The 21687-nt window shown below is 65.3% G+C and carries 23 protein-coding genes; 13 read left to right on the forward strand and 10 right to left on the reverse strand.

The features are described from left to right. The first annotated feature begins 37 nt into the window (after positions 1 to 37). A complete protein-coding gene (locus R4P47_RS17265) occupies positions 38 to 361 on the forward strand; it encodes a WhiB family transcriptional regulator (RefSeq protein ID WP_008712729.1) in 324 nt (107 codons plus the stop codon). Between the two features lie 22 nt (positions 362 to 383). Here the strand turns inward: R4P47_RS17265 and R4P47_RS17270 are convergent, their stop codons facing one another. From R4P47_RS17270 to R4P47_RS17280, 3 genes are read right to left on the reverse strand one after another with little or no spacing between them, the layout of a single operon-like run. Further along, positions 384 to 1514 (reverse strand): ArsA family ATPase, encoded by a 1131-nt coding sequence (locus R4P47_RS17270; RefSeq protein WP_094638698.1) that lies wholly within the window; start codon positions 1512 to 1514, stop codon positions 384 to 386. Next, positions 1511 to 2518, reverse strand: a complete 1008-nt coding sequence (locus tag R4P47_RS17275; protein WP_068054088.1) for an ArsA family ATPase — start codon at positions 2516 to 2518, stop codon at positions 1511 to 1513. The genes R4P47_RS17270 and R4P47_RS17275 overlap by 4 nt, the downstream gene beginning before the upstream one ends. 45 nt (positions 2519 to 2563) lie before the next feature. Beyond that, complete coding sequence (locus R4P47_RS17280) at positions 2564 to 3910, reverse strand: wax ester/triacylglycerol synthase domain-containing protein (RefSeq protein WP_317785295.1); 1347 nt, start codon at positions 3908 to 3910, stop codon at positions 2564 to 2566. A 57-nt stretch (positions 3911 to 3967) separates the two neighbouring features. Between R4P47_RS17280 and R4P47_RS17285 the strand changes: the two genes are divergently transcribed. Both R4P47_RS17285 and R4P47_RS17290 read left to right on the forward strand, forming a co-directional pair. Next, the gene (locus R4P47_RS17285; protein WP_094638696.1) at positions 3968 to 4135 is read left to right on the forward strand and encodes a DUF4177 domain-containing protein; all 168 of its coding nucleotides are present in this window, start codon (positions 3968 to 3970) and stop codon (positions 4133 to 4135) included. 6 nt (positions 4136 to 4141) lie between these two features. Then, positions 4142 to 4600, forward strand: coding sequence for a RidA family protein (locus R4P47_RS17290; protein ID WP_068054093.1), 459 nt, complete (start codon positions 4142 to 4144; stop codon positions 4598 to 4600). A 15-nt stretch (positions 4601 to 4615) separates the two neighbouring features. Here R4P47_RS17290 and R4P47_RS17295 read toward each other — a convergent pair whose 3' ends face one another. After that, on the reverse strand, positions 4616 to 5500 hold the full coding sequence (locus tag R4P47_RS17295; RefSeq protein WP_317785296.1) for a Gfo/Idh/MocA family oxidoreductase: 885 nt from the start codon (positions 5498 to 5500) through the stop codon (positions 4616 to 4618). Between the two features lie 58 nt (positions 5501 to 5558). Between R4P47_RS17295 and R4P47_RS17300 the strand changes: the two genes are divergently transcribed. Further along, positions 5559 to 6350 carry an MBL fold metallo-hydrolase gene (locus R4P47_RS17300; protein WP_317785297.1) on the forward strand — a complete coding sequence of 264 codons (792 nt, stop codon included), beginning with the start codon at positions 5559 to 5561 and terminating at the stop codon, positions 6348 to 6350. Positions 6351 to 6377: 27 nt separating this feature from the next. On the opposite strand, the gene R4P47_RS17305 is transcribed toward R4P47_RS17300, so the two are convergent. Together R4P47_RS17305 and R4P47_RS17310 are read right to left on the reverse strand one after the other, a co-directional pair. Beyond that, complete coding sequence (locus tag R4P47_RS17305) at positions 6378 to 7052, reverse strand: Crp/Fnr family transcriptional regulator (RefSeq protein ID WP_027494494.1); 675 nt, start codon at positions 7050 to 7052, stop codon at positions 6378 to 6380. A gap of 267 nt (positions 7053 to 7319) precedes the next feature. Continuing rightward, entirely contained in the window at positions 7320 to 7589 is a 270-nt protein-coding gene (locus R4P47_RS17310) for a hypothetical protein (RefSeq protein WP_068054099.1), read from the reverse strand. A gap of 173 nt (positions 7590 to 7762) precedes the next feature. Between R4P47_RS17310 and nth the strand changes: the two genes are divergently transcribed. Genes nth through marP form a run of 4 tightly spaced genes read left to right on the forward strand, consistent with a single transcriptional unit; the run spans position 7763 to position 11008 of the window. Further along, on the forward strand, positions 7763 to 8449 hold the full coding sequence (gene nth / locus R4P47_RS17315) for an endonuclease III (protein ID WP_317785316.1): 687 nt from the start codon (positions 7763 to 7765) through the stop codon (positions 8447 to 8449). A 50-nt stretch (positions 8450 to 8499) separates the two neighbouring features. Beyond that, positions 8500 to 9111, forward strand: a complete 612-nt coding sequence (locus tag R4P47_RS17320; protein WP_317785317.1) for a TlpA disulfide reductase family protein — start codon at positions 8500 to 8502, stop codon at positions 9109 to 9111. Positions 9112 to 9134: 23 nt separating this feature from the next. Further along, positions 9135 to 9821: a CoA pyrophosphatase gene (locus R4P47_RS17325; protein ID WP_317785318.1), complete on the forward strand. Its 687-nt coding sequence runs from the start codon at positions 9135 to 9137 to the stop codon at positions 9819 to 9821. Further along, the gene (marP, locus tag R4P47_RS17330; RefSeq protein ID WP_317785298.1) at positions 9818 to 11008 is read left to right on the forward strand and encodes an acid resistance serine protease MarP; all 1191 of its coding nucleotides are present in this window, start codon (positions 9818 to 9820) and stop codon (positions 11006 to 11008) included. The genes R4P47_RS17325 and marP overlap by 4 nt, the downstream gene beginning before the upstream one ends. Here the strand turns inward: marP and R4P47_RS17335 are convergent. Further along, entirely contained in the window at positions 11005 to 11508 is a 504-nt protein-coding gene (locus tag R4P47_RS17335) for a MarR family winged helix-turn-helix transcriptional regulator (protein WP_317785299.1), read from the reverse strand. The genes marP and R4P47_RS17335 overlap by 4 nt on opposite strands. Positions 11509 to 11607: 99 nt before the next feature. Here R4P47_RS17335 and R4P47_RS17340 point away from each other — a divergent pair, with 99 nt between their 5' ends. Next, positions 11608 to 12519, forward strand: coding sequence for an NADP-dependent oxidoreductase (locus R4P47_RS17340; RefSeq protein ID WP_317785300.1), 912 nt, complete (start codon positions 11608 to 11610; stop codon positions 12517 to 12519). A gap of 26 nt (positions 12520 to 12545) precedes the next feature. Here the strand turns inward: R4P47_RS17340 and R4P47_RS17345 are convergent, their stop codons facing one another. Then, on the reverse strand, positions 12546 to 13478 hold the full coding sequence (locus R4P47_RS17345) for an alpha/beta hydrolase (RefSeq protein ID WP_317785301.1): 933 nt from the start codon (positions 13476 to 13478) through the stop codon (positions 12546 to 12548). Positions 13479 to 13500: 22 nt separating this feature from the next. After that, positions 13501 to 13995, reverse strand: coding sequence for a phage holin family protein (locus R4P47_RS17350; RefSeq protein ID WP_068054119.1), 495 nt, complete (start codon positions 13993 to 13995; stop codon positions 13501 to 13503). A 250-nt stretch (positions 13996 to 14245) separates the two neighbouring features. Here R4P47_RS17350 and R4P47_RS17355 point away from each other — a divergent pair, with 250 nt between their 5' ends. Beyond that, positions 14246 to 15613, forward strand: coding sequence for an MFS transporter (locus R4P47_RS17355; protein WP_188078774.1), 1368 nt, complete (start codon positions 14246 to 14248; stop codon positions 15611 to 15613). A gap of 60 nt (positions 15614 to 15673) precedes the next feature. On the opposite strand, the gene acs is transcribed toward R4P47_RS17355, so the two are convergent. After that, positions 15674 to 17617 (reverse strand): acetate--CoA ligase, encoded by a 1944-nt coding sequence (gene acs, locus R4P47_RS17360; RefSeq protein WP_317785302.1) that lies wholly within the window; start codon positions 17615 to 17617, stop codon positions 15674 to 15676. 444 nt (positions 17618 to 18061) lie between these two features. Here acs and R4P47_RS17365 point away from each other — a divergent pair, with 444 nt between their 5' ends. The 3 genes from R4P47_RS17365 (at position 18062) to R4P47_RS17375 (ending at position 21686) form a co-directional block, all read left to right on the forward strand. Continuing rightward, positions 18062 to 19684: an ABC transporter substrate-binding protein gene (locus tag R4P47_RS17365; RefSeq protein WP_094638619.1), complete on the forward strand. Its 1623-nt coding sequence runs from the start codon at positions 18062 to 18064 to the stop codon at positions 19682 to 19684. A gap of 147 nt (positions 19685 to 19831) precedes the next feature. Further along, on the forward strand, positions 19832 to 20755 hold the full coding sequence (locus R4P47_RS17370) for an ABC transporter permease (RefSeq protein WP_094612081.1): 924 nt from the start codon (positions 19832 to 19834) through the stop codon (positions 20753 to 20755). Further along, a complete protein-coding gene (locus tag R4P47_RS17375) occupies positions 20748 to 21686 on the forward strand; it encodes an ABC transporter permease (RefSeq protein WP_094638621.1) in 939 nt (312 codons plus the stop codon). Before R4P47_RS17370 ends, R4P47_RS17375 begins: the two co-directional genes overlap by 8 nt. Position 21687 lies beyond the last annotated feature (1 nt).

The following is a 21687-nucleotide window of genomic DNA, read 5'->3' on the forward strand; positions in this document are numbered from 1 at the left end:
TCCAGCGAGGACGTCCGCAACGCAAAGGGGTATCCGCATGCACACGACAACCGCGCCGACGCGACTCGATGTAGAAGAAGCCGAGGCACGCATCGCCTGGGTGTCGCACGCCCGTTGCAAGGGCACTGACCCGGACCAGCTCTTCGTCCGGGGTGCAGCGCAGCGCAAGGCCGCAACCATCTGCCGGCACTGCCCGGTACTCATGCAGTGCGGTGCGGATGCCCTCGACAATCGAGTCGAGTTCGGTGTCTGGGGCGGCATGACGGAACGCCAGCGCAGGGCGCTGCTCAAGCAGCACCCCGAGGTCGACTCCTGGTCCGAGTTCTTCGAGACCCAGCGTCAGCAGCAAGCGGCCATCTAGCCGCCTGCCCGGCAGGGCCGAATCAGCCTTTGCGAGTCAGCTGATCGGCCACTGCACGCAGCGCGGCGAGGTCGGAGACCTCGAACGGCAATGACGGAACACCGACGATGGGCACGCGGGGGTGCGCACCGGTGAACCGGCGAAGCAACCGCACCTCACGCGCTGCCGTGACGGCGCGCTGAGCGTGGATCCGGAGGACAGCGGCGGTCAGATCCGCACCCGGGTCGTCGATCCGATCGAGTAGATCGGCCGCCGTTGCGGCGTGATCCGCCTGCACCGACGACAGCGTCGGGTGCGTCCGGTTCACCACCAACCCGGCCAGGGGCATCTTCTCCGCAGACAAGCGCTCGACGAAGAAGGCCGCCTCGCGCAGCGCGTCGGGTTCTGCGGCAGCGACGACGAGGAAGCTGGTGCCGTCCTCGCGAAGCAGCTGGTAGGTACGCGTCGCCCGCTCGCGGAACCCGCCGAACATGGAATCCAGCGATTGCACGAAAGCTGATGCGTCGGAGAGCATTTGGCTACCGATCACGGTGGAGACGCCGCGCATGGCCAAGCTCATCGCGCTGGTGACCACGCGGGTGATGCCGCGGCCGGGAGCGGTGAGCAGCCGGATGAAACGGCCGTCGAGGAACGAGCCGAGTCGCTGCGGCGCATCGAGGAAGTCCAGTGCATTGCGCGACGGCGGAGTGTCCACCACGATCAGATCCCACGACGAGTCCAGGGACAACTGCCCCAACTTCTCCATCGCCATGTACTCCTGCGTGCCCGAAAAAGACGACGCCACAGTCTGATAGAACGGATTGGCCAGCACCTGCTCGGCCTTCTCGGGCGTCGAGTGCTCGATGACCATCTCGTCGAACGTGCGTCGCATGTTCAGCATCATCGCGTGCAGTTCACCCTTGGCGCCGGCACCCAACTTCACCGGCTGCGGGCTGTTGTCGAGATCACCGAGACCGAGAGCCTGAGCCAGGCGACGGGCCGGATCGATCGTCAGCACCACCACCCGCCTGCCCTGCTCGGCAGCGCGCAGCGCCATCGCGGCCGCGGTGGTGGTCTTGCCGACTCCGCCTGCCCCGCAGACGACGACGATCCGCGACGTGGGATCGGTCAGGATGCGGTCGACATCGAGTTCGGTTGCTACTGGTCGAGTCATCGGACACCCTGTTCTGCAAGCTTGGCGGCGAGCTCGTACAAGCCGCCGAGATCGACACCATCGGCCAACATCGGCAGCGACATCCGCGCGACGTCGAGTTCGTCGAGCGTGGTTGCGCTCTCCACCTGAGCCGAGAGCGTTGCCGCGTGCTCGATCGATTCGGTGAGCAACCCCGCGAAGTCCGCCTCGGAGAGCGTGATTCCGGTTTTGGCGAGACCGTCCTGAATGGCGACGGCATCGATCTCGCCCTCGGCGATGGCCTCGAGCGACTCGGCGGGCAGGTACGTCGGTTCGGTGCGATTGACGATGACCGCGCCGAGTCGAAGATCTGCCGCCTCGAGCTCACGCACCGCGTCGGCCGTCTCCTGCACCGGCAGTGCCTCGAGCAGTGTCACCAGGTGCACGACGGTGTCGGCCGAGTGCAGCAACCGCACCACGCCCTCGCTCTGCGAACGAACCGGTCCGCCCTTGGCCAGGTCGGCCATGGCCTTGGTGACGTCGAGGAAGTTGCCGATGCGTCCGGTCGGCGGCGAGTCGACGACGATCTCGTCGTAGGCCCGGTTGCCCTTCTTGTCGGTCCGCACCACACATTCCTTGACCTTGCCGGTCAGCAACACGTCGCGCAGACCCGGTGCGATGGTCGTCGCGAACTCGATGGCACCGATCTTGCGCATCGCGCGGCCGGCGAAGCCGAGGTTGTAGAACATCTCGAGGTACTCGAGGAACGCGGTCTCGATGTCGATGGCCAGTGCGTAGACCTCGCCGCCGCCGTCCGCCGAGGCGACGCGTGTCTCCTTGGGCGGAAGCTGCGGCACGTCGAACAGCTGCGCGATGCCCTGCCTGCCCTCGACCTCCACCAGCAACACCCGTCGACCACCGGCTGCGAGCGCCAGGGCCAATGCGGCAGCGACCGTCGTCTTGCCGGTCCCACCCTTACCGGATACGAAATGCAGCCGCGCGGCATCTGCCTTCGCCGGCCATCCCTCTTCGTTCGCTATGCCCACACCCCGACCATATAGAGGTCGTCCCCGGGCGTCCGACCGAAGTGTCTAACTCTGCTCGGAGTGTCGGCGGAGTCGGTCGACCAATCCCTGGGTGTACGCGTCGAGATTCGGTACTGCGTCGGGACAGGCGACCATCGCGATCGTCACCACGTCGCCCAGGCCGAAGATTCCGTGATTGAGACACCGGCCGTCTTCGAGGAACGGAAAGCCTGCCGAGAAACGCGCGACGGCACCACACAGCTCGAGGTCCGCGCGGCCACGGTCGACACTGACGACGGTCGTCTGGGCACCGACGTGCGACGGAGAGCGGTCGTGTTGTCGGAATCGGCGTCCCTGTACGAACCGGACGATCGGTGCAGGCACTCGCTCGTCCGCGCGCGCGACGCGGAGCAGCGGTGCAGCCGTCACTCTGGCTCGTTCGGCCGCGAGCGACCGAGTGATCAGCTCGGCTCGCTTCGCGATATCGGGTTCTCCGACGTGGAGGTCGACCGTTCCGACCACCGCTCGATTCGCTGCCGGCCACTCCACGTCGCGCGGTAGGGCCATCGGGACGAACGCCGCGACGGTGCCTCCGGTCGCGGACAGCGGCTCGTCGCCGTCGCCGAGATATCGATCGAGGCACGAGCCGACTGCACACAGAGCGGACACCGTCACCGAAGCGGCACCCGCGCGGACTTCCGTCTTCTGCATGGGGACTATGCGAACGACTCGATACGGCCCCACGGCCCGGTTCAGCGCCGTGGCCGGCACCGACGGCGGGCCGGGCTGCGACCCCCGGTAGGCGCGAACAGCTCGACGGGCCTCCCACCGTGATCGAACGAGATCGACCGGTGCCCGGAACACCGCACCGAGAACGGCGTTCTCCCGCTCGGCAGTGAGATTCGGCGACGGCGCCGCACCTGTCGCGGACTGTGGTTCGAAGAGTGCGCGAACCATCCTCGATACGCCCAGCCCGTCGGTCAGGGCGTGCCCGACCTGCAGTATCACCACCGTCACCGCGCCCTGCACCAACGGAGCAGAACCGATTCCACGGACCACGTGCAGGTGCCAGGAGTGCTCTCGGAGATCGAGACGAGTGCGGAGCAGGTCGCCCATCAAGATCTCGAAGTCGGCCCAGGGCGCACCGCCGAGATCGTGATCCGACATTCGTTCGGACAGCGGGGACGTATCGGGTACCCATCGCGGATAGTCCAGATTCAGCGGTGCCTCCCGAAGCCGCAGTCCCAGGCCGGGGACCAGCGGTGCGCGGGCCTCCACGTGGGCGACGATCTCGTCGAACGAGGGCGCGGGGCGTTCGACCGAGTCGAATGCCGTCAGTGAGAACTGGTCTCGAGAATCACCGCGGTCACGCGCGAAGTGATAGATGGCGTCCTTGATATCGAGCCGATCCATGCGACGACTGTAGTTCCGGCACCGCGCCGGTGGAACCGAACGATAGGCTCACCAGTCATGAGCGAAAAGATCATCTGGGAGTACTTCACCGCGCCGGTCCTGATTCACGCCACCAAGCAGATTCTCGACAACTACGGCTCCGAGGGCTGGGAGCTCGTCACGATCATGGCGGGGCCCAACGGCGGAGACACGTTGGTCGCGTACTTCAAGCGCCCGAAGGTCTGAGCGCGCGTGGCGAATTGGAGCGAACGACTATCCGAGCTGGGCATCGAGCTGCCCGACGTCGTCCCGCCGCTGGCGGCCTACGTCCCGGCGGTGCAGGTGGGCTCGCTCGTCCACACCTCCGGCCAGTTGCCGATCGTGGACGGAAACCTGACGTCGGTGGGCAAGGTCGGCGGCGACGTCACCGCTGAGGACGCCACCGCAGCGGCCCGCCTCTGCGCGCTGAATGCGCTCGCCGCCGTGCACGCGCTCGTCGGCATCGATTCGGTGGCCCGAGTGATCAAGGCGGTCGGCTTCGTCGCCTCCGCTCCGGGATTCACCGGCCAGCCCGGGGTGATCAACGGGGCGTCGAACGTCATCGGTGAGATCTTCGGTGATGCGGGCAAGCATGCGCGCTCGGCCGTGGGTGTCGCCGAACTGCCACTCGGTGCTTCGGTGGAAGTGGAGCTCATCGTCGAACTGCGCTGACGCGCAGTGGTGTGGCTAGGTGCCCTCTGGGGCACTCAACCACGCCACTGGGGCGGCAGCCGCACTGATCACTTTCTGCAGGTGTAGGCCTCGGTGTACCGAGCATTCGTGATCGACACCCTTGTCGACCGACTCGAGGAATTCGTCCAGCAGGACGGCGAAGCAGTCGGTCGACGAGGTGGATCGATCGGTCAGAGTGGCGATACCGTCGGTGCCGCTGAGCTCGATGCGCATCAGGGACGGCATGATCGGCGTCCGCAGCGACAACTGCACGGTGCTCGTTGCGCCGCCCTCGTGCTCGAGCACCACGGTCCAACTGTCCGACGCCACCTCGCGGTGCGAGTAGGCAACGCGGACAATGGTTCCCAGTGCGGCGTCGAGCAGATCGAACACGTGCGGGCCGATGTCGAGGATCGCCCCGTCGTCGTGTCGCCACTGCGAGTTCGCGTACGCCCCGCCGAGGACGGCACCGGAGAACCAGGTTCCCGAGCCCGCTGCCCACGGTCGTCCGGCGACCTCGTCGAGGAATTGCCTTGTCTCCGGGGCGAACCGGAGCGTCAGCGTCACCATCGAGCGGACGCCTGCTGCCGTCACTGCCGCGGCCAGTTCTTCGGCCTCGGCCACTGTTGCGGCAATCGGCTTGTCCAGCAACACATGTTTGCCCGCCTGCACCGCGCGGAGTGCGTATCCGGCTTGCACGGCCGGTGGTACCGCGAACGCCACCGCATCGACGGCGCCCAGCAGGTCGTCGAACGATTCGAAGACCGGTGCCCCCAGCTGGGCTGCCGCTTCGGGTCTGCGCGCCCATACTCCGGCGAAGTCGGTGGCGGGATGGGCGAGTAGCGAGGGGGCTTGAGTCTTACGGGCCCAGGGCCCAGCTCCGACGAGTCCGACCTTCATGAATATCGACGGTAGTCCTCCCGGACACCGCGTGGAGAAGGCGACCTACAGTACTTTCATGGCCGACTCGAACCCCCAGCATCCCGCGTACGGACTTCTCCGGCAGGTGACGCCCACCGCCTCGGTTCTGCTCGCCGACAACCCGGGCAAGATGACGCTCGACGGGACGAACACCTGGATTCTGCAGGCGCCGGGGTCGGACGAGTGCATCGTGGTCGATCCCGGGCCGAAGGACAAAGCCCATCTCGACGCCGTCGCCGCGTCGGGCACGGTGGTGCTGACGCTGGTGACCCATCGCCACGCCGATCACACTGCTGGGCTGAAGCGGTTTCACCGAAAGACGAAGGCTCCGGTGCGAGCGGTAGGGGAGAAGTTCCTGCACGGGGGCGGCGCAACGCTGGCCCACGGGGAGGTCATCGAGGCAGCCGGGCTGCGCATCGAGGTTCTGCACACGCCCGGTCACACCGCGGATTCGGTGAGTTTCGTGTTGGACGACGCGATCCTGACAGGAGATACCGTCCTCGGTCGCGGCACGACGGTGCTGGACCCGAAGGACGGTTCGCTCGCGGACTATCTGCAGTCGTTGGACCGGCTCGAAGCGGCCGGCGCGGGGAAGACGGTACTTCCCGGGCACGGGCCGGAGTTGCCGGACACCGCCGAGGTGGCGCGAGCGTATCGCGCCCACCGTCGGCAGCGGCTGGATCAGGTTCGCTCGGCGCTCGCCGAGATCGGCGAGAACGCGAAACCGATGCAGGTGGTACGGCACGTCTATTCCGACGTGGACAAGAAGTTGTGGCCGGCTGCGCGGATGTCGGTCAAGACGCAGCTGGCCTACCTCCGCGAGAGCTAGCGAGCTGCTGTCTCGACCGAACTCGGCCTAGCGAGCTCGGCGTGCCAGACGCTCGGAGTCCGAGATCAGCACGGACTTGCCTTCGAGGCGCAGCCAGCCGCGGTGTGCGAAGTCGGCCAGTGCCTTGTTGACGGTCTCGCGCGAGGCACCGACGAGCTGAGCGATCTCTTCCTGTGTCAGGTCGTGGGTCACGCGAAGCGAGCCCGCTTCCTGGGTGCCGAAGCGCTGGGCCAGCTGGAGCAGCGCCTTCGCGACACGTCCGGGAACGTCGGTGAAGATGAGGTCGGCCAGGTTGTTGTTGGTGCGACGCAACCGGCGAGCCAATACACGCAGCAGCTGCTCGGCGATCTCGGGGCGCTGATCGATCCAGTCCTTGAGCGCAGCACGGTCCATGCTGACCGCGCGCACCTCGGTGACCGTGGTGGCTGAGGACGTGCGGGGGCCGGGGTCGAAGATCGACAACTCACCGAACATGTCCGACGGTCCCATGATCGTCAGCAGGTTCTCGCGGCCGTCGGGGGAGCGTCGCCCGAGCTTGATCTTGCCCGAAACGATGATGTAGAGCCGGTCTCCGGGCTCACCCTCGTTGAACACCACGTGCCCACGGGGGAAATCGACAGGCTGCAGCTGCTTCGTCAGTGCCGCAACCGCAGAGGGTTCGACTCCTTGGAAGATGCCGGCCCGTGCCAGGACGTCGTCCACTTGCGCTCCTTTTGGGATGTCGGTGTCGCGGAAACCCGCACCACCGAAAGCGTTTGTACTCAGTTCGTGCCATGCACCGAACTGCGGTGCAGTTCAGGCGTCGACGCCGATCCGATGATCAAACACAACAATTACCTCAGGGGAGTCTACTTCGAGTCGGTGAAAACCGAGTGATCGACGCCACCACAGGTTGCCAGAGGACTCGGGCGTGTGTTCCCGTTCACCCGAAATTCATCCAAATTACGACCAATGGGACGAAACGCGCGCTCAACTTGCTCGTTGGTCGGCCAGGCCGTCGCGCGTGTCGATGGTCCGCGGCGGGGTCTGGCGGCGTTTGCGGGTGTTGAACCGGGCCAATGCGTGCGGGAAGCCCTCGTTCGCCAGAGTGGCGACCTCGGACTTGCTCGCTTGATCGAGGAACTCCTGCACTTCCTGTTCCCGGACGCCGAGCTTGCTGAGCCGGAACTCGACGCGTTCCATCGCGAGTGCGAAGAGCATGAGTAGTACCGGAAAGAGCACCACGGCGAGTCCTTGCATATCGGCCAGTTAACACCGAAAAGATCTCGATACAAACACGGTCCGCTGCCGACCCGAGGAACGTTACGCATTCTTGTCCGTACAGTTGGGGAGTGGATTCGACAGCTCCGAAACGCTCCGACGTGCGCAAACGCCAGGAGACTCATCTCGGCCTCGTGCGCCGAGCTCGGCGAATGAACCGGACGCTGAACACGGCCTTCCCCCACGTCTACTGCGAACTCGACTTCACCACACCACTCGAACTCGCCGTCGCGACGATCCTGTCCGCGCAGTGCACCGACAAGCGCGTCAACATGGTCACCCCGGCGTTGTTCGTGAGATACCGCACAGCCCGCGACTATGCCGAGGCGGACCGCACCGAACTCGAGGAGTTCATCCGCACCACGGGTTTCTATCGCAACAAGGCCAACTCGCTGATCGGACTCGGGCAGAAGTTGCTCGAGAACTTCGACGGTGAGGTCCCGGCGACGCTGAAGGACCTCGTCACGCTTCCCGGAATCGGCCGCAAGACGGCCAACGTGGTTCTCGGCAATGCCTTCGACGTGCCCGGAATCACCGTCGACACCCACTTCGGTCGGCTGGTGCGTCGCTGGCAGTGGACCGAGGAGGAAGACCCGGTCAAGGTCGAGCACGCCGTGGGCGCCCTCATCGAGCGCAAGGAGTGGACGCTGCTCTCGCATCGAGTCATCTTTCACGGCCGTCGCGTCTGCCATGCCCGAACGCCGGCCTGCGGGGTGTGCGTCCTCGCCAAGGACTGCCCGTCGTTCGGGGCAGGTCCCACCGATCCGGCAACCGCAGCCGCTCTTGTGAAGGGCCCGGAAACCGATCACCTCCTCGCTCTTGCCGGAATCGTGTCGTGAACAAGTCCGCTCTGCGGTGGTCACTGGTCGCTCTGATCCTGGTGGTCGTGATGGTCTACGCGCTGTGGCCCCGCAACGACGGCGCACCGACCGCACAGCCGACGGACTCTCCCGGCCTCGGGCAGCGAGCACCGTCCGCGGAGGAGCGGCGCGCAGCCGACACCCCCGAGGCCCTCGCACCACTGCGGCGCGACGCCGGCCTCGCCGCCTGCCCGGCGGCATCGGGTGCTGCGGCCGGCCCGCTGACGGGCATCACACTCGAATGCATCGGCGACGGTTCGTACGTCGACCTCGGCCAGGTGCTCGCCGGCCGACCCGCCCTGCTCAACATCTGGGCGTACTGGTGCGGGCCGTGCGCCGAAGAGCTGCCCTACCTGCAGCAATATGCCGAACGAGCGGGCGAGCAGATCGAGGTCTTGACGGTCCACAACGACGCCAACGAGGCCAACGGTCTGACGCGGCTCACCGACTACGGCATCACTCTGCCCGGAGTTCAGGACGGCGCAGGCCGCGTCGTCGCCGCCGTGGGAGCACCGAACGTGCTGCCCGTTTCCGTTTTGATATCTGCAGATGGCACTGTCGCCAAGGTGCTGCCACAACCTTTCCGTAGCGTCGACGACATCGCCGACGCCGTGCGGGTGAACCTCGGGATCGATTCGTGAGTGCACCCGACTGGCTCGGGCGCATGCTCGACGTCGCAGGCAGGGCGGGCGGGCTGACCGACACCACCGGCATCAATCCCGTTCTGCAGCGTCAGGCACCGCCGGCGGACCGGACGCGGTCCGCCGCCGTGCTGGTGCTGTTCGGCGGTACGGCCGGCGCTGATCCGACCGCCTCCGGCGGACTGCCCGCCGACGCCGACGTTCTGCTCACCCAGCGCGCGTCGACGTTGCGCGATCACAGCGGGCAGATCGCCTTCCCCGGCGGTGCCACCGACCCGGGCGACGACGGCCCGATCGGCACCGCACTGCGCGAGGCTCAGGAGGAAACCGGACTCGATCCGGCCGGCGTCGTGCCACTGGCGACGATGCCCGGCATCTACGTTCCGCCGTCGCGCTTCGACGTGGTTCCGGTGCTCTCCTACTGGAAGCAGCCCAGCCCGGTGCGCGTCGTCGACCCAGGTGAGACCGAGCGAGTGGTGCGAGTTCCGTTGCGCGAGTTGCTCGATCCGGACAATCGATTTCAGGTGCGTCACCCCGCCGGCTACCAGGGCCCGGCGTTCGCGGTGCAGGGAATGCTGGTGTGGGGTTTCACGGGCGGTATTCTGGCGGGTCTGCTGGCTGTGTCGGGCTGGGAGCCCGAGTGGGACACGGGGGACATACGCGATCTGGAGGCCAGCTTGACTGCGGTAGGAGCGAGGCTCGATCGGTGACGGGTTCAGGGTGGGTCGATATCGCGGTGATCGCCATCGCACTGCTGGCAGCGTCGTCGGGATGGCGGCAGGGTGCGGTGGCGTCGGCACTGGCGTTTCTCGGTGTCGTTCTCGGAGCCGTTGCCGGAATTCTGGTGGCACCGCACGTGCTGGAGCATGTCGACGGTTCGCGAACACGGGTGTTCGTCGGGATCGCGTTGATCGTGATGCTGGTGATCGTCGGTGAAGTTGCCGGCATGGTGCTCGGGAGGGCGCTGCGGAGCGGAATCCATTCGCGGGCAGCGCGATCCGTCGACAGCACCATCGGTGCCGGGCTGCAGGCCGTCGCGGTGCTCGCCGCCGCGTGGCTGCTCGCCATTCCGCTGACGTCATCCTCGCAACCCGAGGTCGCCAGCGCAGTCCGACGATCGGCCGTGCTCGGCCAGGTCGACGAAGTGGCACCCGATTGGCTGCGGCAGGTACCCGAGGAATTCTCGGCTCTACTCGACACCTCCGGGCTGCCGGACGTTATCGGGCCGTTCGGTCGCACCCCGGTCGCGAATGTGGCCGCACCCGATTCCGGGATCGCCGCGGGGCCGATTCCCGTGCAGCTCCAATCGAGCGTCATCAAGATCAACGGCGTCGCGCCCAGCTGCCAGAAGGCGCTCGAAGGGTCGGGCTTCGTCGTCGGGTCGGATCTGGTGATGACCAACGCCCACGTCGTCGCAGGTACCTCCGAGGTGACCGTGGATTCGCCGAACGGACCCCTGGTGGCCGACGTCGTCCTGTTCGACCCCGAAGAAGACATTGCGGTGCTTCGGGTTTCGGAGCTTCAGGCACCGGTGTTGCCGTTCGCGCCGATACCGGCCGAGTCCGGAACCGACGCCATCGTGCTCGGCTACCCCGGCGGGGGACCGTACACGGCGAGCCCGGCACGGATCCGAGAGATCATCAACCTCAGCGGCCCGGACATCTACCGCGCGGGCACCGTCCAGCGTGAGGTGTACACCGTCCGCGGATCGGTGCGTCAAGGCAATTCCGGTGGACCACTGGTCAACTCGTCCGGTGAGGTACTCGGAGTGGTGTTCGGTGCCGCCGTCGACGACCCCGACACCGGGTTCGTGCTGACGGCGACGGAGATCGCGGACGAACTCGCGCAGAGCTTCGATGCGCCGGTACCCGTGGCCACGGGCGACTGCATCGTCTAGTCGTCAGGGCCTGGCGAAACCCGGCTGGGCAACAGATGCACGCAATCTTGTCTGAGTGGGGTCAGGATCGCTTCGGCCAGCTGCTCGAGCTGGTCGATCCGGCCGGGGCCGAGCTGCTCGAAAACCCGTCGGCGGACCTGCTGCACGTACCCGGGCTCGATGCGGTCCACCGCCTGCGAGCCGGCGTCGGTCAACCGTGCCACTGTTCGTCGCGCGTCCTCGGAATCGCTTCGTCGAGTGACCCACAGCTTCTTTTCCATCCTGGTCACGATGCGCGACAGGTGTGAGGGCGTGACGCCTGCACCTGCGGCCAGCTGAGTCATGTGGACGTCGCTTTCCTCGCTCGTCGACAACCAACGCAGAACCTGATACTCCGCGTGAGTGAGGCCGTGCTCGTGGCCGAGGTACGCGTCGAGGGCGCCCGGTAGCCACATCATCACTCCCACGAGTAGAGACCAGGTTCGGTCTTCCTGAGGCGAGAGGTTCTGGGCATCGGACACGGGTTACACAATACCGTTGCTTGCTGCGGAAAGTATTATCAGGTAGATTACTTTCCGCGGGAAGTAATCCCGCACCCGATGCGTAGTACGGAGAAGCACATGAAAGCAGCGCGATACCACCGTTACGGTGCCCCCGAAGTCCTCGTCGTCGAGGACGCACCCGAACCCCACGCGGAGGCGAGCACCGTTCGCATCGAGGTCGGAGCTGTGAGCATCAACCCCATCGACTATCTGCTGCGCTCCGGTCGTTTGAGTGATGTGCTGCCGCTCGATCTGCCCGCCATCCCGGGCCGTGACGCGGCCGGAGTGGTCGACGAGGTCGGGCCGGGGGTTGTCGGCACGCAGGTCGGAGACGTCGTGTTCGGCGTGGGTGGGATCAGTGACACCACCGCGCACCATGCAGTACTCACCGCGTGGAGCAGCGCACCCCCGAACTGGAGCATCGAGCAGGCAGGAGCCGCCGGGCTCGCGTCGAGCACGGCATCCGCGGTCATCGAGGCTCTCGAGGTTTTCGGGAGCCTGGAAGGGAAGACCGTACTGATCGACGGCGCTTCCGGAGCAGTGGGCACAGCCCTGAGTGTTCTCGCCAAAGACTCGGGGGCCGATGTGATCGGAACCGGAAGCGAGCACAACCACGACTACTTGATCGGCCTCGGCGTACGGCCGACCACCTACGGGCCGGGGCTTGCCGAACGGGTCGCCCTCCTCGCGCCCGCCGGGGTGGACGCGGCTGTTCACACGGCACCGTCGTCTCTGTCGGCGGACCTGATCACGTTGGTGGGCGACCCCGCACGCGTCGTGACCGTCCTGGACGCCGAGGGTGCCGAACGTCTGGGTGCGCAGAAAATCGACGCTCGCAACGAGTCTCATCTAGTGGAGCGCGCTTCCGAGCTGGGCCGGCGCGGAATCTATGTACCCCGGGTCGACCACATTCTGCCGTTCGCCCAGATCGCCGACGCCCACGCCGTGGCCGAGCGGGGAAGCGGCAAGGTCGTCGTCACCATGCGGTGACCCCCGCCGCCCGTCCTCGGGCGCGTTCAGATTTCGCGCACGACCCGCAGAATCTCCTCGGACACCACGTCGGGTGCTTCCTGGTGGACGTAATGCCCCACGTCGCGCACTGTTCGACGCGTCAGCCCGGGTGCCCAGTGCCGATCGCGATCGAGGGTGGTGGGCAGCACGTACGGGTCGAGGTCGCCGCTGATCTGCGCGACGGGAATCGAGGTACGGACGTCCACGGCGGCCATGAAGCGTCGTCCTTCGGCGCGGAACTGGCTGCGGAACGCCCACCGCTGATATTCGAGTGCGCAGTGAGCGGCACCCGGAATTCGGATGGCGGACTGCATCTTTGCCGTGGTGTCCGTGAAATCGTCTGTCCGCTGCCATTGTGAGCCGGCGCGGCTGCTCATCAACTCGCCCACCGCGGCTCCGCCTCGACGGGTCAGCAGCCGCTCCGGGCGCAGCGGAATTTGGTAGCGAACGAAGTGCGGTAGCAACGCGGCGCGCTGCGCCGAATCCTTCAACACCGCTCGCCGCAGCGAGATGGGGTGCGGTGCGTTGATCAGCACCATCGAGCTCACCAAGCGGGGGTGCAACGCCGCACTGGCCCAGCAGACGAGACCGCCGTCGGCGTGACCGACGAAGGTGGCGTGCGGGTATCCCAGAGCGCGAACCAGTCCGACGATGTCGCCGGCCAGTGTCCACCCGTCGTATCCGCGTGGGGGCTTGTCGGAGTCACCGTAACCGCGCAGGTCGACGGCGATTGCCCGGACGCCGGACCGAGCGAGTGCGGCAAGTTGGTGTCGCCACGAATACCAGAAGTCGGCGAAGCCGTGCAGCAGGACCACCAGCGGTGCGTCCGGTGCATGTTCGCCGACCTCGACGACGTGGAACCGGATTCCGTTGGCGTGGATGTCGCGATGGATCCACTGTCCCGGATACCGGACCGTGGACGGATCGGGCTGATTCATACTGCTCGATTCGCCCGGGCTACTACTTCTTGTAGCCGGGAACCCCGGGGATGGAATCGTGCTGGTTCGGCAGCACCGTCGACGCCTGCTTGAGCGAGTCGATGGTCTTCTCGGGCTTGCGCAGTTTCTTGACCCTGCGGTAGCCGAGGAATCCGAACAGCGCCGCAGCCAACACCATGAACGCGAACACGATGAGGAATGCGGCCCAACGGTAGAGCCACACGTCGAGCAGCTCGGCCGCGAAGAAGAAGAAGAAGAAGGTGCTGAACAGCAGAACCGTCAGGGCGATGATGAAGAAGACGCTGCCCTGCAGACCCTTCTTGACCTCACCGGTGACCTCGGCCTTGGCGAGGGCGACTTCGGCGCGCACGAGCGTCGAGACCTGGGTGGTGGCGTCCTTGACGAGGTTTCCGATGCTGGCGCTACCAGGGGTGCGGGCATCGACATCGGTCAGAGGTATCGATGAAATCGTGTTCGGGACGCCGTTTCCGTATCCCTTGTCATTGCTGACGCTCAACTCTCGACCCCTTGTAATCGCTCTGCTCGGTGTTGTGCGGAAGATCGTATCGACAGTAGTGCCTGGGTAGCAGATTAACTGTTCCGCGAAGGGCGAGCGACGCTCGGCCCTCGTTTGGACGCGTACCTCGGTACCGCTTCCCGCAAACTCGCCGATCTTGCGCGATCGGGCACCGGACACGCCCGGGTCGTGAAATTCTCAGGTGTTCATCAGGTAATTTGCAGGGAACTTCCCCCTTTCAGGAGCATTCGTGAGTTCAACACACGCCGTCGCCGACGGCGCAATTCCCGCACCTCAGGTGCCGCGGTCACGCATCGTGATCGCGTCGATGGTCGGCACGTCCATCGAATTCTTCGACTTCTACATCTACGCGACCGCCGCAGTGCTCGTCTTCCCGCGTCTGTTCTTCCCGGCGGGCAACGACACCACGGCGCTGCTGGCGTCGTTCGCGACGTTCGGTCTGGCGTTCGTGGCGCGACCCATCGGGTCGATTCTGTTCGGCCACTTCGGTGATCGCATCGGACGCAAGGCGACCCTCGTCGGCTCCCTGCTCACGATGGGCGTCGCGACGTTCGCGATCGGCTTGTTGCCGACGTACGCCGCGGTGGGTCTGTGGGCACCGGCCCTGCTGGCGATCATGCGCTTCACCCAGGGCGTCGGTCTCGGTGGTGAGTGGAGCGGTGCAGCATTGCTGGCGACCGAAACCGCGAAACCGGGCAAGCGAGCCTGGGCCGCGATGTACCCGCAGCTGGGCGCGCCCATCGGCTTCTTCTTCGCCAACGGCATCTTCCTGCTCATCGTCATCGCGACGGGCTACGATTCTGCGAACTCCGGCACCGACCACGCGTTCCTGACGTGGGGCTGGCGAATCCCGTTCCTGCTCAGCGCGATCATGGTCATCATCGGTCTGTACGTCCGGCTCAAGCTCGAGGAGACGCCGGTGTTCAAGTTGGCCGTCGAGCGCGGGCAGAAGGTCAAGACTCCGCTGGCTCAGGTGTTCAAGACCAGCTGGCGTCAGCTGATCATCGGTACCTTCGTCATGCTCGCCACCTACACGCTCTTCTACATCATGACCACGTGGGTGGTCAGCTACGGAACGGGCAAGGTCTCCGACGTCAACGGGCCCAAGCTGGCCATTCCGTACACCGACTTCCTGGAACTGCAGCTCATCGCCGTGCTGTTCTTCGCGGCTCTGATTCCGGTCGCCGGACTGCTTGCCGACAAGTACGGCCGCCGCCCCACGCTCATCGTCATCACCACGGCGATCGTGCTGTTCGGCCTGTCGTTCCACTGGTTCGCAGATCCGGCGTCCGCGTCGGCAGGCAAGATGCTGGTGTTCATGTGCGTCGGCCTCGGCCTGATGGGTCTGACCTTCGGACCGATGAGTGCCGTTCTGCCCGAACTGTTTCCGACCAACGTGCGCTACACGGGCTCGGGAATCTCGTACAACACCGCGTCGATCCTCGGGGCCGCAGTTGCCCCGTTCATCGCCACCTGGCTGGTGAGCAGCTACGGCGTCGGCTGGGTGGGCGTCTACCTCGCCATCGCCGCAGCGTTGACGCTGATCTCGTTGATCATCATGAAAGAAACACGGGATCAGTCGCTCGACAGCGTGTGAGTGCCTTCGGCAGTGGTGTGGATAAGTGCCCCAGCGGGCACTTATCCACACCACTGGCCGCTAGCGGCCCTTCTTGATCGCCTCGAACACCTTCGGGTCGACGAGGGTTGAGACGTCGCCGAGTTCGCGGCCCTCGGCCACGTCGCGCAGTAGGCGACGCATGATCTTGCCCGAACGCGTTTTCGGCAGCTCCGGCACGATGGAGATCTCGCGTGGCCGAGCGATCGGTGAAATCTCCTTGGAGACCTGAGCTTTGAGCTCTTTGATCAGATCGTCGCCGGTGTTCTCCACACCTGCGCGGAGGATGACGAACGCGACGATGCCCTGGCCGGTGGTGTCGTCGGCGGCACCGACGACAGCGGCCTCGGCGACACCGTGGTGGCTGACGAGCGCGGACTCCACCTCGGACGTCGAGATGCGGTGGCCCGAGACGTTCATGACGTCGTCGACGCGGCCGAGGACCCAGAGTGCGCCGTCCTCGTCGTACTTGGCACCGTCACCGGCGAAGTACCAACCCTCCTCGGCGTAGCGGGACCAGTAGGTGTCCTTGTAGCGGTCCATATCGCCCCAGATGCCGCGCAGCATCGCCGGCCAGGGCTCGTCGAGCACGAGATATCCGTTGCCGCCGTTGCCGAGTGGCTTGGCGTCGTCGTCGACGATCTTGGCGCAGATACCCGGTAGCGGGGTCATTGCGGAGCCGGGCTTGGTGGATGTGACGCCGGGCAGTGGGGAGATCATGATCGCGCCGGTCTCGGTCTGCCACCAGGTGTCGACGATCGGTGCGGTGCCGCCGCCGACGACATCGCGGAACCAACGCCACGCCTCGGGGTTGATGGGCTCACCGACGGAGCCGAGCAGACGGATCGAGCTCAGATCGTGTGCCTCGGGGATCTCCTTGCCCCACTTCATGAATGTGCGAACGAGGGTGGGGGAGGTGTAGTAGATCGAGACCTTGTACTTCTCGATGACGTTCCAATGCCGGTGCTCGTCGGGCGAATTGGGCGTGCCCTCGTAGACGACCTGCGTTGCGCGGTTCGAGAGCGGGCCGTAGACGATGTAGGAGTGCCCGGTGACCCAGCCGATGTCGGCGGTGCACCAGTAGACGTCCTTGCCTGCCTTGTGGTCGAAGACGTTGTGGTGGGTGTACGAGGTCTGCGTCAGGTAGCCGCCGGAGGTGTGGATGATGCCCTTCGGCTTACCCGTCGTACCGGAGGTGTACAGGATGAACAGCGGGTGCTCGGCCGGGAAGGGCTGTGCCTCATGCTCTTTCGACGCCTTCGCGACGGTCTCGTGCCACCACAGGTCGCGTCCGTCGGTCCACGAGACCTCGGAGTCGGTGCGCTTGACGACGAGCACGTGTTCGATCGAGGCAGCGCCGTCGACGGCCTCGTCGACGGTGTCCTTGATGGGAGCGGGCTTGCCGCGTCGCCACTGACCGTCGGTGGTGATGACGAGCTTGGCCTCGGCATCGTCGATGCGCGAGCGCAGCGCGGTGGCCGAGAAGCCGGCGAAGACGACGGAGTGGGTCAGGCCGAGGCGGGCGCACGCGAGCATCGAGACGATGGCCTCGGGAATCATGGGCATGTAGATCGCGACGCGGTCGCCGGAGACGAGGCCGAGTTCGGTCAGCGTGTTGGCGGCCTGGCTGACGTCCGCGAGCAGATCGGAGTACGTGACGTCGCGGCTGTCGCCGGGCTCGCCTTCCCAGTGGATGGCCACCTGGTCGCCATGACCGTCGAGGACGTGGCGGTCGACGCAGTTGTAGGCGACGTTGAGCGCGCCGTCGGCGAACCACTTGGCGACGGGGGCGTCGGACCAGTCGAGTACCTCGGTGAACGGGGTGTGCCAGTGCAGCCGGCGAGCCTGTTCGGCCCAGAAGCCGAGTCGATCGTTCTCCGCGGCGGCGTAGAGGTCGGCTCCGGCGTTGGCCTGAGCGGCGAACTCGGCCGAGGGCGCGTAGGAGGCAACCGCGGTCTCGTCGGTTCCGGAGGTACTGGTCGTCATCTCGAATAGCTCACTTTCGTCCGGTGCATTTCGCTCATGAAACTGCACTTCCGTGCCTGTCTCGAGCCCCTTGTGAGGGTAGTCACATGTGATGGCAATCGCACCGTTGCAATCGCCTGCAACCCCCTGATCTGCGGTGATCGGTAGTTTCTGCACGCTGGGCGGTAATCGGGGCCGTTGGCGCGCACCCCGGGCGACGCCGATGTCCGAACTGTGAGAAATCGACTTGCCGAAACGTTTCGATCATGTTTCCGGCTTACTCACGGGTCAGCAAAATCTGGGGGAGTTCACATGTTCGTTTCAGGATGTGTCTAAAGTCCATCCCATCAGATCGTTGGAACGGCCCACCTGCCGTGCCATGCGGTCGCCCACGAATCCCCGGGCGTCGCGCCCGAGGAACTGAGCACGGACGACCCCGTGTTCACATCTGGATGGAGGATTTTCTTGCGTATCAAACGTGCCGCGGTAGTCACCACGGCTGTGCTGATGAGTGCGAGCCTGCTCGCCGCCTGTGGCGGCGGAGGCTCGAGCTCCGGCGGTAGCGCCGACGGTATCTACAGCATCTACATCGGCGAGCCCGAGAACCCGCTGATTCCGGGCAACACCACCGAGAGCGAGGGCAGCCAGGTTCTCGAGGCGCTCTTCACTCCGTTGGTCACGTTCAACGACGAGGACAACAGCGTCGAGTACAACGGAGTTGCCGAGTCCGTCGAGTCCGAGGACAACACCACCTGGACCGTCAAGCTCAAGGACGGCTGGACCTTCCACGACGGCACCCCCGTCACGGCCGAGTCCTACACCAAAGCCTGGAGCTACAACGCGTTGAGTACCAACGCTTTCGGTGCCTCCTACTTCTTCGAGAACATCGAAGGCTACGCAGACCTGCAGGGCAGCGACACCGCCGAGCCCGTCGCGACCGAACTGAGCGGACTGAGCGTCGTCGACGACACGACCTTCACCGTCAAGCTCAACGGACCGTTCGCGATCTTCCCGCTGACCCTCGGCTACACCGCATTCGACCCGCTGCCCGAGGCGTTCTATGCCGACCCCGACGCCTACGGCGCTCGCCCGATCGGTAACGGCCCGTTCAAGGCCGACGAGGACTTCGTTCCCGGACAGGGATTCACCGTCACCAAGTACGACGATTACGCAGGCGACAATGCGGCACAGTCCGCAGGCGTCAACTTCAAGGTCTACACCGAGGTGAGCACCGGCTACAACGACGTTCAGGGTGGCGGACTCGACGTCATGCTCGACCTCCCCGAGGACGCATGGGCCACTGCCCGCGACACGTTCGGTGACCGGTACGGCGAGCGCGCACGTCCCGACATCACCTCGCTCGGCTTCCCGACGTACGATCCGCGATTCCAGGATCCGAACGTGCGTAAGGCATTCTCGATGGCCATCGATCGCCAGGCCATCGCGACCGCGATCTTCACCGATACCCGCACTCCGGCAGGATCTTTCGCATCGCCCGTCGTCGACGGCTACCGCGAGGACGCCTGCGGTGCCAACTGCGAGCTCAACGCGGACGAGGCCAACCGTCTGCTCGACGAGGCCGGATTCGACCGCAGCCAGCCGGTGGATCTGTGGTTCAACGCCGGTGCGGGCCACGACTCGTGGATGACCGCCGTGGGCAACCAGCTGCGTGACAACCTGGGTGTGAACTACGCACTGCGCGGTGACCTCCAGTTCGCGCAGTACCTGCCGCTGCAGGACGCTCAGGGTATGACCGGCCCGTTCCGTTCGGGCTGGATCATGGACTACCCGTCGATCTACAACTTCCTCTCCCCGTTGTACTCGGCAGCCGCAACCCCGCCTGCAGGTAGCAACTACGTCTTCTTCAACGATCCGGCATTCGACGCCGCGCTGGCCGAAGGCAACAACGCTGCAGACATCGACGCTGCAACCGCGGACTACCAGAAGGCAGAGGACATCCTGATCGACCAGATGCCCGCTACTCCGCTGTTCTACGGCCTGAACCAGGCTGTGTGGTCCGATCGCGTCTCCGACGTCAAGATCGACAACCGAGGCAACATCATCCTCGAGGACGTCGTAGTCAGCTGACGACACACCCAGGTGGGTGGGAGCCGAGCGTGATCGGCTGTCACCCACCGGGTCTCGTTCAACCGTGGGGCGCATCCGCCCCACACCGACCTGCGCCGGCAAGACCCGAGGCGCAGGTTCGTCCCTTGTTCAAGGAGAAGACACACAGTGGGTCGCTACATCACTCGCCGATTACTGCTGACGATTCCCGTCCTGATCGGCTCCTCGTTCTTGATCTTCGCGATGGTCTACGCGCTCCCGGGTGATCCCATCCGCGCCCTCGCCGGAGATCGCCCCCTCGCCCCGGGCGTCGTTGCCCAGTTGCGAGACGAGTTCAACCTCGACGACAACCTCTTCGTGCAGTACTTCAAGTACATCGGCGGCTTCTTCCAGGGCGATTTCGGTACCGACTTCTCCGGACGCCCCGTTCTCGACACCATCGAGCGGGCACTTCCGGTCACGGTCCGATTGACCATCGTGGCCGTCGTCATCGAGACCGTCATGGGTATCGCCGCAGGCGTGCTCGCCGCCCTCAAGCGCGGATCGTTCTTCGACAACCTGGTGCTCATCTCGACGACGCTGCTGGTGTCGGTGCCGGTGTTCGTTCTCGGCTTCATCGCCCAGTTCACCCTCGGTCTCAAGTTGGGGCTCTTCCCGATCTCCGGCATCAACGACGGCTGGTCGAGTTACCTGCTTCCCGGATTGGTGCTCGCATCGCTGTCGATGGCATACGTGGCTCGTCTGACGCGCACCTCGGTGGCCGAGTCGATGGCCGCTGACTACATCCGCACCGCCAAATCCAAAGGAATCAGTAACCGGCGCATCATCGTTCGGCATGCGTTGCGCAACTCGCTGATTCCTGTTGTCACCTTCATCGGTGCCGACGTCGGTGGTCTGCTGGGCGGCGCCATCGTGACCGAAACGGTGTTCAACCTGCCCGGGCTCGGCCGCGCCATCTACGACGGTCTCGCCCGTCAGGAAGGTGCCGTCGTCGTCGGCATCGTGACGCTCTTCGTGTTCTTCTACATCTTCTTCAACCTCGTGGTGGACGTTCTCTACGCGGTTCTCGATCCAAGGATTCGCTATGAATAAAGAAGATTCGAGCGCAGCTCAGCACGCCGCGGACGAGGGCCAGCCCGGAAACGTCGTCACCGGCGAGGCCGTCGAGCTGGTCGGTCAGGCCAGCCTGTGGGGCAACGCGTGGAAGTACCTGCGCAAGAGCCCGTTCTTCATCATCGGCACGTTCCTGCTGTTGGTGCTGTTGGTCATGGCGGTGTTCCCGCAGCTGTTCGCCCGCGGCATCGATCCGCGAGTGTGCTCGCTGTCCGATTCCGGTCAAAAACCCAGTGCAGCACACTGGTTCGGCACCGACATCCAGGGCTGCGACTACTACGCCAACGTCATCTACGGTGCGCGGATCTCGCTGTCGATCGGTGTGCTCTCGGTGATCGGCGTGCTGATCATCGGCGTCCTCATCGGTGCTCTCGCCGGCTACTTCGGCGGTGCGATCGACAGCATCCTGGCGCGCTTCACCGACGTGTTCTTCGGGATTCCGCTGCTGCTCGGTGCTCTGATCCTGCTCACCGTCACCGCCCAGCGCACCATCTTCACCGTCTCGCTGGCCCTGGTGGCTTTCGGTTGGATGACGGCGATGCGCCTGGTGCGATCGTCGGTGATCTCCATCAAGAACAGTGAATACGTCCAGGCCGCACAGGCATTGGGAGCGTCGACCTACCGCATTCTGGTGCGACACATCCTTCCCAACGCGCTGGCCCCGGTGATCATCTACGCCACGATCTCGGTGGGTACGTTCATCGCGGCCGAGGCGACATTGACGTTCCTCGGAATCGGATTGCAAGCCCCCGAGATCTCCTGGGGCCTACAGATCAACCTCGGTCAAGCCAGGTTCCTCACGTCACCGCACCTGGTGCTGTTCCCGGCCGCGTTCCTCTCCGTCACAGTGCTGGCGTTCATCATGCTCGGCGACGCACTCCGTGACGCACTCGATCCGAAACGGAACTGAC

It is taken from the genome of Rhodococcus sp. IEGM 1370, assembly GCF_033142325.1.
In the GTDB taxonomy this organism is placed as follows: domain Bacteria; phylum Actinomycetota; class Actinomycetes; order Mycobacteriales; family Mycobacteriaceae; genus Rhodococcoides.